The 7264-nt window shown below is 63.9% G+C and carries 11 protein-coding genes and 1 pseudogene; 5 read left to right on the top strand and 7 right to left on the bottom strand.

All coding sequences use genetic code 11. The features are described 5' to 3' along the window. Positions 1-317, bottom strand: a pseudogene (locus JWR89_RS19490) (ArgE/DapE family deacylase); the annotation flags it as partial. Between the two features lie 54 nt (positions 318-371). Further along, the gene (locus JWR89_RS19485; RefSeq protein ID WP_299719108.1) at positions 372-1097 is read right to left on the bottom strand and encodes a pyridoxamine 5'-phosphate oxidase family protein; all 726 of its coding nucleotides are present in this window, start codon (positions 1095-1097) and stop codon (positions 372-374) included. Positions 1098-1170: 73 nt separating this feature from the next. On the opposite strand from JWR89_RS19485, the gene JWR89_RS19480 reads away from it, so the two are divergent. From JWR89_RS19480 to JWR89_RS19470, 3 genes are all read left to right on the top strand, one after another. Then, entirely contained in the window at positions 1171-2697 is a 1527-nt protein-coding gene (locus JWR89_RS19480; RefSeq protein ID WP_299719107.1) for a PLP-dependent aminotransferase family protein, read from the top strand. A 68-nt stretch (positions 2698-2765) separates the two neighbouring features. Then, positions 2766-2918: a hypothetical protein gene (locus tag JWR89_RS19475; protein ID WP_299719106.1), complete on the top strand. Its 153-nt coding sequence runs from the start codon at positions 2766-2768 to the stop codon at positions 2916-2918. A 5-nt stretch (positions 2919-2923) separates the two neighbouring features. Then, positions 2924-3181: a DUF6719 family protein gene (locus JWR89_RS19470; RefSeq protein ID WP_299719105.1), complete on the top strand. Its 258-nt coding sequence runs from the start codon at positions 2924-2926 to the stop codon at positions 3179-3181. 177 nt (positions 3182-3358) lie between these two features. On the opposite strand, the gene JWR89_RS19465 is transcribed toward JWR89_RS19470, so the two are convergent. From JWR89_RS19465 to JWR89_RS19450, 4 genes are all read right to left on the bottom strand, one after another. Then, on the bottom strand, positions 3359-3808 hold the full coding sequence (locus JWR89_RS19465) for a nuclear transport factor 2 family protein (RefSeq protein ID WP_299719104.1): 450 nt from the start codon (positions 3806-3808) through the stop codon (positions 3359-3361). A gap of 180 nt (positions 3809-3988) precedes the next feature. Next, a complete protein-coding gene (locus JWR89_RS19460; protein WP_299719103.1) occupies positions 3989-4369 on the bottom strand; it encodes a hypothetical protein in 381 nt (126 codons plus the stop codon). A gap of 36 nt (positions 4370-4405) precedes the next feature. Continuing rightward, positions 4406-4567 (bottom strand): hypothetical protein, encoded by a 162-nt coding sequence (locus JWR89_RS19455; protein WP_299719102.1) that lies wholly within the window; start codon positions 4565-4567, stop codon positions 4406-4408. A 265-nt stretch (positions 4568-4832) separates the two neighbouring features. After that, entirely contained in the window at positions 4833-4991 is a 159-nt protein-coding gene (locus JWR89_RS19450; protein ID WP_299719100.1) for a hypothetical protein, read from the bottom strand. 252 nt (positions 4992-5243) lie between these two features. On the opposite strand from JWR89_RS19450, the gene JWR89_RS19445 reads away from it, so the two are divergent. Beyond that, positions 5244-5519, top strand: a complete 276-nt coding sequence (locus JWR89_RS19445; protein WP_299719098.1) for a hypothetical protein — start codon at positions 5244-5246, stop codon at positions 5517-5519. A 3-nt stretch (positions 5520-5522) separates the two neighbouring features. Here JWR89_RS19445 and JWR89_RS19440 read toward each other — a convergent pair whose 3' ends face one another. Further along, the gene (locus JWR89_RS19440) at positions 5523-5993 is read right to left on the bottom strand and encodes a CreA family protein (protein WP_299719110.1); all 471 of its coding nucleotides are present in this window, start codon (positions 5991-5993) and stop codon (positions 5523-5525) included. A gap of 450 nt (positions 5994-6443) precedes the next feature. Between JWR89_RS19440 and JWR89_RS19435 the strand changes: the two genes are divergently transcribed. Further along, positions 6444-7264: L,D-transpeptidase family protein (locus tag JWR89_RS19435; protein ID WP_299719109.1), on the top strand; the 821-nt coding region annotated here is incomplete at its 3' end.

Genomic DNA, 7264 nt, shown 5'->3' with positions numbered 1-7264 from the left:
TCGCAGTGGCCCTGCAGGATCAGCGATTTGCCGGTATTGGTGGTCGGGCGATAAGTGCCGACCACGCTGCGGGCGCGCGAGAAATCGTGCTCGATCGGGCCGAACCCGCGCAAGTCCTTGAGATCCTCGACGTCGATGTGCCAGTCGTCGACCTCGTAATCGCGTTCGCGCAAGAGATCGCCAATCATGTCCTGGCACGGGCCTTCGGCGCCGCGGGTCGAGGGGATCGCAACGAAGTCCCGGGTGGTGGCAAGCTGCGCGTCGAAGGCGGCATCGACGGCGTCCAGGATCTTGCGTTGCGTATCGGCGGCAGTCATTCGGCAGCTCCCGTTGGGAATTTGGATCAAGAGAGCCGGCACCCTAGCCCGATCTCAGCTGCCGGGGTATTGCAGAAAATAGGCATCTGTCAGCGCGTCTTCGAGCAGGCGGCCTTCCGAGTAACCGTGCAACGATGCCGGCCGTTCGACGCCGTCCATCAGTCGTGGGCACGGCTCCGGCGCGCCGATCACCGTGCGCACCGGAATCCGCTCGGCGTAGATCGGCAATTCATAATCCTCGTCATCGTCGGCGACGCCTTTGGCGCGAATTTTCGCCGAAGCTTCCTCGATTTCCATGGCGATGAACGAGGTGGCCTTCATCTCCTGAGCCGTGCTCGCGCGCAGGCTGGCGGTGCGGTCCGGAAAGAACCGGTCGACCATCGCAATGCCGGCGCGCTCCTTCTCGTCGGCATCGGTGACCAGGTAGGCGTTTCCAAAAGCCATCACCGCGCGATAATCCGCCGAATGGTTGAAGCCGCAGCGTGCCAGCACCAGGCTGTCGAGAAACGCCACGGTGAGGCAGACGCGCTGATGCGCGGTCTGGTTCTTCAGCATCCGGCTGGCGCTGCTGCCGTGCCAGTACAACTTCGTGCCTTCGCGCCAGAAGAAAGTCGGCGTGCAATACGGCTGGCCGTCGATCACGTAGGAGACGTGGCACATCATCGAGGCGTCGAGAATCTTGTGCACCGTGTCGTGGTCGTAGAAGCCGCGGTCGTGGCGGCGCTTGACGCGGTTGCGCTGGCTCAGCGGATAGGCGGTAGGCTCGGTGGCGTCGGTCACGGCATGTCCTTGCGGTCTGGAAACGTTCAAACGAGTTGTATCGGCGATTTTGGTCTGCGATAGTGCCAATTCAATGCGAAAAATTCCGACCAATTCTCCGTCGTCGCTGCAGAGGGACGAGCTGCCGCTCGACCTGCTCGGCCCGCACGTCACCCAGGGTGCCTCCTCGCAGGAACGGCTGTATCAGGCGCTGTGCCACGCCATCGTCGGCGGCATCGCCAAACCCGGCGAAGCGCTGCCGCCTTCGCGCAGCCTGGCAAAACAGACCGGCTTCCGTCGCAACGCCATCACCGACGCCTATGAGCGGCTGATCGCGGATGGCTTTGCAGTGGCCCGCGTCGGATCCGGCACCTTTGTCGCCGCGCGCATTCCGGCGAAGGTGCATGACAAGCCGAAAACCAGAACCGTCATCGAACAGCCGCCGCACGGTGCGCTGGCACTCGGCTGCACGCATATCGACAGCCAGGCCTTGCGGCGCTTCAGAGCCTTTGCCGGACGGCGGCTGCGCGCTTTCGGCAGCGAACATCTGCACTATGGCGATCCCCGCGGCAGCCACGAGTTGCGCGCAGCGATTGCCGACCATCTGCTGACGGCGCGCGGGCTGCGCTGCGATCCCGACCAGATCATGCTGACCTCGGGTACGCAGCACGGACTGCGCATCGTGCTGTCAGCCATTCTCAAGGCCGGCGATCAGATCTGGTGCGAGGATCCCGGCTATCCCACCGCGCGCAAAGCGATCGAGCATTGCGGCGCTCGCCCGGTCTCGGTGCCGGTCGATGCGTTCGGCCTGCGCGTCGCCAGGGGCCGTGCCGCAGCGCCGCGCGCACGCGCGGCCTATGTGACGCCGTCGCATCAGTTTCCGCTGGGCGTGCAGATGTCGATGCCGCGCCGGCTGGAGTTGCTTGATTGGGCAAAGGAGGCCGATGCCTGGGTGTTCGAGGACGACTACGACAGTGAGTTCAGATATGACGGCGCGCCGCTGCTGTCGCTTGCCGGCATCGATCATCTCCGTCGCGTGATCTATATGGGCACCTTTGCCAAGACGCTGTTTCCGGGATTGCGCATCGGTTATTGCGCCCTGCCCGAGACGCTGGTCGGCCCGGTGACGAGCGCTCGCGCCGCGCTCGATCGATATCCCGGCACATTGCTGGAAGGCGCCGTCGCGGACATGCTGAACTCCGGCGCCTTTGCCGCCAACCTGCGCAAGATGCGCGGGCTGTATCGCGAGGCTCGCGACGTGCTGGCACAGACGCTGTCGACGGCGTCGAACGGACGGCTGTCGGTCCCGGTTCCATCGCAAGGCCTGCATCTGGTCGCGCGGTTCGACCCTTCCACCGAGCCGGCCGTCGCGTCACAGGCCAAGGCCGCTGCCGGTGTCGAGGGATGGTTGCTGGCGGACACCTATCTGCGCGCCCGTCCGATCCCCGGCTTCGTGCTGGGCTTTGCCGGACATCCGATTCCGCAACTGATCGCGTCGGCGGAAAGACTGGCGAAGGCGTCGCTGGCCGCGCTGCAAGTACAGCGCAAATCGGAAAGTGGAACCGGTCGCAGCGGCATCGTCAAAGCCTCGAAGCCATCACCGGCGCGATTGAAGCGCTAACGGCCCGGCTTTGAGAATCGGATGCGCGTCTCTAGAGTGCGTATTAAATCAGCCCTGTGGAGATTTTCATGCCGGCCAACCGCAACATGCTTTTTCTGATCATCGGCGCGCTGATCGTCGGCATCGGCGTGCTCGGCTACAATCTGTACCAGACCAAGAAGGAACCGACCGGCCTGCAGATCAATGTCGGCCCGGACGGCCTCAAGGTGCAGAACAAGTGACGCGCGTGCATCCCCTCCGGCCGACCGCCTGGCTGTTCGCCGCGCTCGCATCGCTGGCGCTGGCTGCGCCCGCGATGGCGCAGATGCAGATTTTCCCGCGCGAGCAGGACGTCCCCGACGTGCGCCTCGGCCAGCGCGTGCAGGTCGATGACGGGTCCTGCCCGGCCGGCCAGATCAAGGAAATCTCCGGCACCACGCTGACCACCGCCGGCGTCACCCGGGTCAAGAAATGCGTGCCGCGGCTGGGAACCAAGAAGCGGTAGCCGACCTCGTGTCCCCGACGCGGTGCATTGCGCCGCTCTTGCGGCGTAGTACGCGCCAAGCCGGGACCGCACGAAACTCCGCGCTTGGTACGATCCCGGCTCTGCGGAGCGGCACAAGGGTGCCGCACCGCGTCCGGGACAAGTAGAACGCCGAACTGGCGATGCTCCCCGCAGGCTTCAGAACATCGTATTGGTATTGGCGGATTTTTCCGGGATCGGCTGCACGACATCCCAATGCTCGACGATCTTGCCATCCTCGAGCTTGAAGATATCGATGATGGCGTTGCCACGTGTGCCCTTCTCGCGCACCGCATGGACGTGCAGGATCACATAGTCGCCGTCGGCGAAGACCTGCTTGATCTCGCTGTGGGAGTCCGGGAATTTCTCTTTCAGGAAACCGAGAAATCCCTTGAAGCCTTCGGCACCGTCTGCTGCGTTCGGATTGTGCTGCACGTAACGCGACCCGAAATATGTTGACGCGGCGTCAAAGTCCTTCTGGTTCAGGCCCTTTTCGTAGAACTCCAGGACGGCCTTCTTGTTGGTGTCCTGCTTCGTCGCGTCGGCGGCCCCTGCCGGCGCGACAAACGCCAGCGTTGCCACCGCCAGACCGATCCACACATGCCGCATCGAAACTCTCCCTGTCGCGCGGACGATCCCCATGACGGCCGCGGCGTCACGCTATCATCGGCAATAGCAAGGAAACGACCGCAATTCGGCGGCAAAGCCGCCGATCTGGATCACTTCGCAGCGATCATGAATGGTTGGAGAGGCTGTCTGAGGTGAAAAGGCGGTTTGTCGCGACGCCGCCTACGTCGCCGGGTCGTAAAGGCATTGCAGCGTCGGCTTGGCGATCCGGGTGAAGGTGGCGCTGATCATCGACTGTTTGGAGGCCGGCACCCAGTCGTTCTCGATGGTCGGCACGCCGCGCTCGCTGATGCCGCGCAACAGCGCCTCGCGCAGGTCGCTGTCTTCCACCATCGCCACCGCATGGTCGTGCAGGCAGACGCAGACCGACTCCGGATGCGCCCAGCGCCCCACCATGTGCGGCGCGCACAGACGCACGAACTCGCCGCGCTGATCCGGCAGTTTCTTCCACGACCAGATCTGTGCCTGGGCCGCACTGCCCGTCACGAAGCTTCCGAGGGTGGCGGCGAGAACAATGGCGGCAAAGGGTCGAAGTCGGATCATCGGATGGCTTTTCTCGTTGTCGGGTTGGGGTCGGGATCAGCGCGCGTAAGCGACAACCATCGGCGCGGCATCGGCAGGCGCCGGCGCGCCGTTATAGGCGAAGGTGCCGATGCCCGGCAGGTTGCCATCAATGGAACCGGCCATCGACGGACCGGCGAGAACGAAGGCAAAAGCGAGGATGAAGCTGAGGGTGCGCATCTGACGGTCTCCGGGTTGGCAGCGCTGTCCGCCGCCTCGTTGCCGAATGGATAACCATCGGCTGTTTCCGGATGTCTGCGCCGGGCCCGAAAACGGTTTCGTCGGCAACAAGAATTGTTTCATCGCGCGGGCGGCGACGACACATGGCGATGAAAATCCGAGATGTTTCAGCCGCCTGACGCAGCCACCGCCACCCGCCTACCGGCAGGCTTCGATCAAAAAAATACAGCTGCCCGTGAAAATAAAGCGTCTGATGGCGCCGACCCTAGCGCGTTGCGGCGACCATGATCGGCGCCGGACTCGCGGGCAACGGGGTTCCGTTATAGGCGAAGCTACCTGCCCCCGGCAGGCCACGTTCTGCACCGGCCATCGACGGACCGGCGAGCACAAAAGCGAAAGCGAGGATGAAGCTGAGGGTGCGCATCGGACCGTCTCCTGAAGCAATGGCTGAACCGTTGCTTCTCTGACGCCGTCGCGCGCGGACCGGTTCGAACGGCGTCAGCGTTTCTTAACCGTCCCGACCGGAAGGATTCCGAACGACCTGAAGAATTTGCAACTGTCGCACGCCGTTAACAAAATTGAACCAGAACACCGCTAAAGCGACTGTAGCGGTGCGTGTGCAACCTTTTCAGGCGATGGCGCGTTTGTATTCACCTCATCAAAAGGAACTGCAGCCGTGGAAACCAGCAACGCGCATGTAGGCAACGAAGCCTCGGTCGATGCTTCGGGACGCCCTGTTAACGCCAACACCCATAACGTGAAGATGCGTGCGCCCGCGAAATGCCAGGGCGCAATGTCGCAGCAGGGCTATGGCGCCCATGGCAACGAATGCTACCCGCAGAACATGGTGCAACTGGTCGGGTATCGCGACCCGCAGGCGCTGGTCGATGCCCGCAGCGAAGCCACGGAACGGCTGCGGCTGCAGCGCTCCTTCAACCAGGCAGCCGAATAGCAGCTACTGCACGAAATCGCCGCATTTGGCGATCGCGCTGTCCGCCTGCCCCCACGGCATGATCGGCACCGACGACGTCGAGTTCTTCGGCGAGCCCTCGATGATTCGGTCCGAATACACCATGTAGACCAGCACGTTTCGCTTGGCGTCGCAGCCGCGCACGATCTGCATCTTCTTGAAGAACAGCGAGCGGCGCTGCCGGAACATGTCGTCGCCCTGCTCCATCTTGCCCTTGAACTTGATCGGGCCGATCTGCCGGCACGCCAGCGAGATGTCCGAGACCTCCTCGGCCAGTCCCAGCCAGCCCTTGAAGCCGCCCTTTTCCGGCACCGTGAAGTGGCAGGCGACGCCCTCCACTTCGGGATCGTCCACGCCGTAGGTGGCCAGCTTGTCGTTGGGGCTGATCCACTTGAACACCGTGGAGCGGCGGAAGATCAGGTCCGGTTCGTCGGCCGCCTGCGCCGGCGTGGCCATGAGCGCGACCAGCGTGAACAGCGCCGCCACGCTGCGTGGCAGCACGCCGGGTCTGAACGATCGGGCCGCTGCGTCGGAACCATCGAATGTCATGCAACTCTCCGTGAGTGATCCCAACTATCTAGTAATTCCAATGCGATTCGGAAGCGGCAGGGCCTCGCTGTTAATTCAATGTGAGGCTTTTTTGATACCCTGACCGGGCAATCGGTCGGTAACCGGATATCTCGCGCTGGTGAACCCATTTCGCATCTGCGAGACTAATGTTTTTAAGCGGATTCGAGGATGTTGAGCGTGGCAATACGACGGCTGGATACTACGTTCGACACGAGTCGGTTTCTCAACAGTACTGTTTTTTCAGGACGTGCATGGCGGATCGCGCTGGTCGCGGTGGCGGGCCTCGCCGGCACCGTGAGCGCGGAGGCCGCGGTGTTCTGGTCGGACGACGACCCGATGATGATGTCGCAGCCGATGCCGCTTGAGCCGCAGCCGCGCCCGCGCAAGCCGAAGCGCGCCGGCCCCCGGATCGAGAAGCCGATCAAGGAAACCGCCAGGCCGGTCGGCCCGCTGGTGATCGCGATTTCCATCGACCGTCAGACCCTCAAGATTTACGACGCCAACGGCCTTTATGCCGAAAGCCCGGTCTCCACCGGCATGAAGGGCCACTCCACGCCAATGGGCGTGTTCTCGGTGATCCAGAAGAACAAGTACCACAAGTCCAACATCTACAGCGGCGCGCCGATGCCGTTCATGCAGCGCATCACCTGGTCGGGCATCGCCATGCATGCCGGCGCGCTGCCGGGCTATCCGGCGTCGCACGGCTGCATCCGCCTGCCGATGGCCTTCGCCACCAAGATGTGGAGCTGGACCCGGATGGGCGCCCGCGTCGTCATCACCCCCGGCGAAGTTGCGCCGTCGGACATCGCCCATCCGCTGCTGGTCGCGCGCAAGGCCGAGCCGGTGGCGGCCGCGCCGACCAAGGATGTCGCGCCGCTCGCCAGGGCGATGCGCGTCGCCGCGCCGGCGATGTCTTCGGCCAGCCTCGATCTCAAACCCTCGATGGAAACGCCCGCGGCCAGGACCGCCGAAACAAGGCGCGATCAGACCCAGACCGCCGACGCCAGCGCCACGATGATCCCCATGGCGAAGTCGCCGGTGGTGTCGGACGCCTCCCTGGCCAAGCCGGCCGATGCGGTCCGCGTCACCCGCCGCGACGTCGATGAGGCCGCGGCCAGGACTGTCGAACTGCCGCCGGTGCTGGACGTCAAGCCCGC

This window comes from Tardiphaga sp. (assembly GCF_028290785.1).
In the GTDB taxonomy this organism is placed as follows: Bacteria; Pseudomonadota; Alphaproteobacteria; order Rhizobiales; family Xanthobacteraceae; genus Tardiphaga.
The sequence above is the reverse complement of the archived record's forward strand: the minus strand, read 5'-3'. Positions and strand labels throughout refer to the sequence as shown.

Coding starts and splice junctions, on each gene's coding strand:
- JWR89_RS19460 (WP_299719103.1), bottom strand. CDS start 4,369: ATGATCCGACTTCGACCCTTTGCCGCCATTGTTCTCGCCGCCACCCTC.
- JWR89_RS19440 (WP_299719110.1), bottom strand. CDS start 5,993: ATGGCCACGCCGGCGCAGGCGGCCGACGAACCGGACCTGATCTTCCGC.
- JWR89_RS19465 (WP_299719104.1), bottom strand. CDS start 3,808: ATGCGGCATGTGTGGATCGGTCTGGCGGTGGCAACGCTGGCGTTTGTC.
- JWR89_RS19450 (WP_299719100.1), bottom strand. CDS start 4,991: ATGCGCACCCTCAGCTTCATCCTCGCTTTCGCTTTTGTGCTCGCCGGT.
- JWR89_RS19480 (WP_299719107.1), top strand. CDS start 1,171: ATGCGAAAAATTCCGACCAATTCTCCGTCGTCGCTGCAGAGGGACGAG.
- JWR89_RS19455 (WP_299719102.1), bottom strand. CDS start 4,567: ATGCGCACCCTCAGCTTCATCCTCGCTTTTGCCTTCGTTCTCGCCGGT.
- JWR89_RS19475 (WP_299719106.1), top strand. CDS start 2,766: ATGCCGGCCAACCGCAACATGCTTTTTCTGATCATCGGCGCGCTGATC.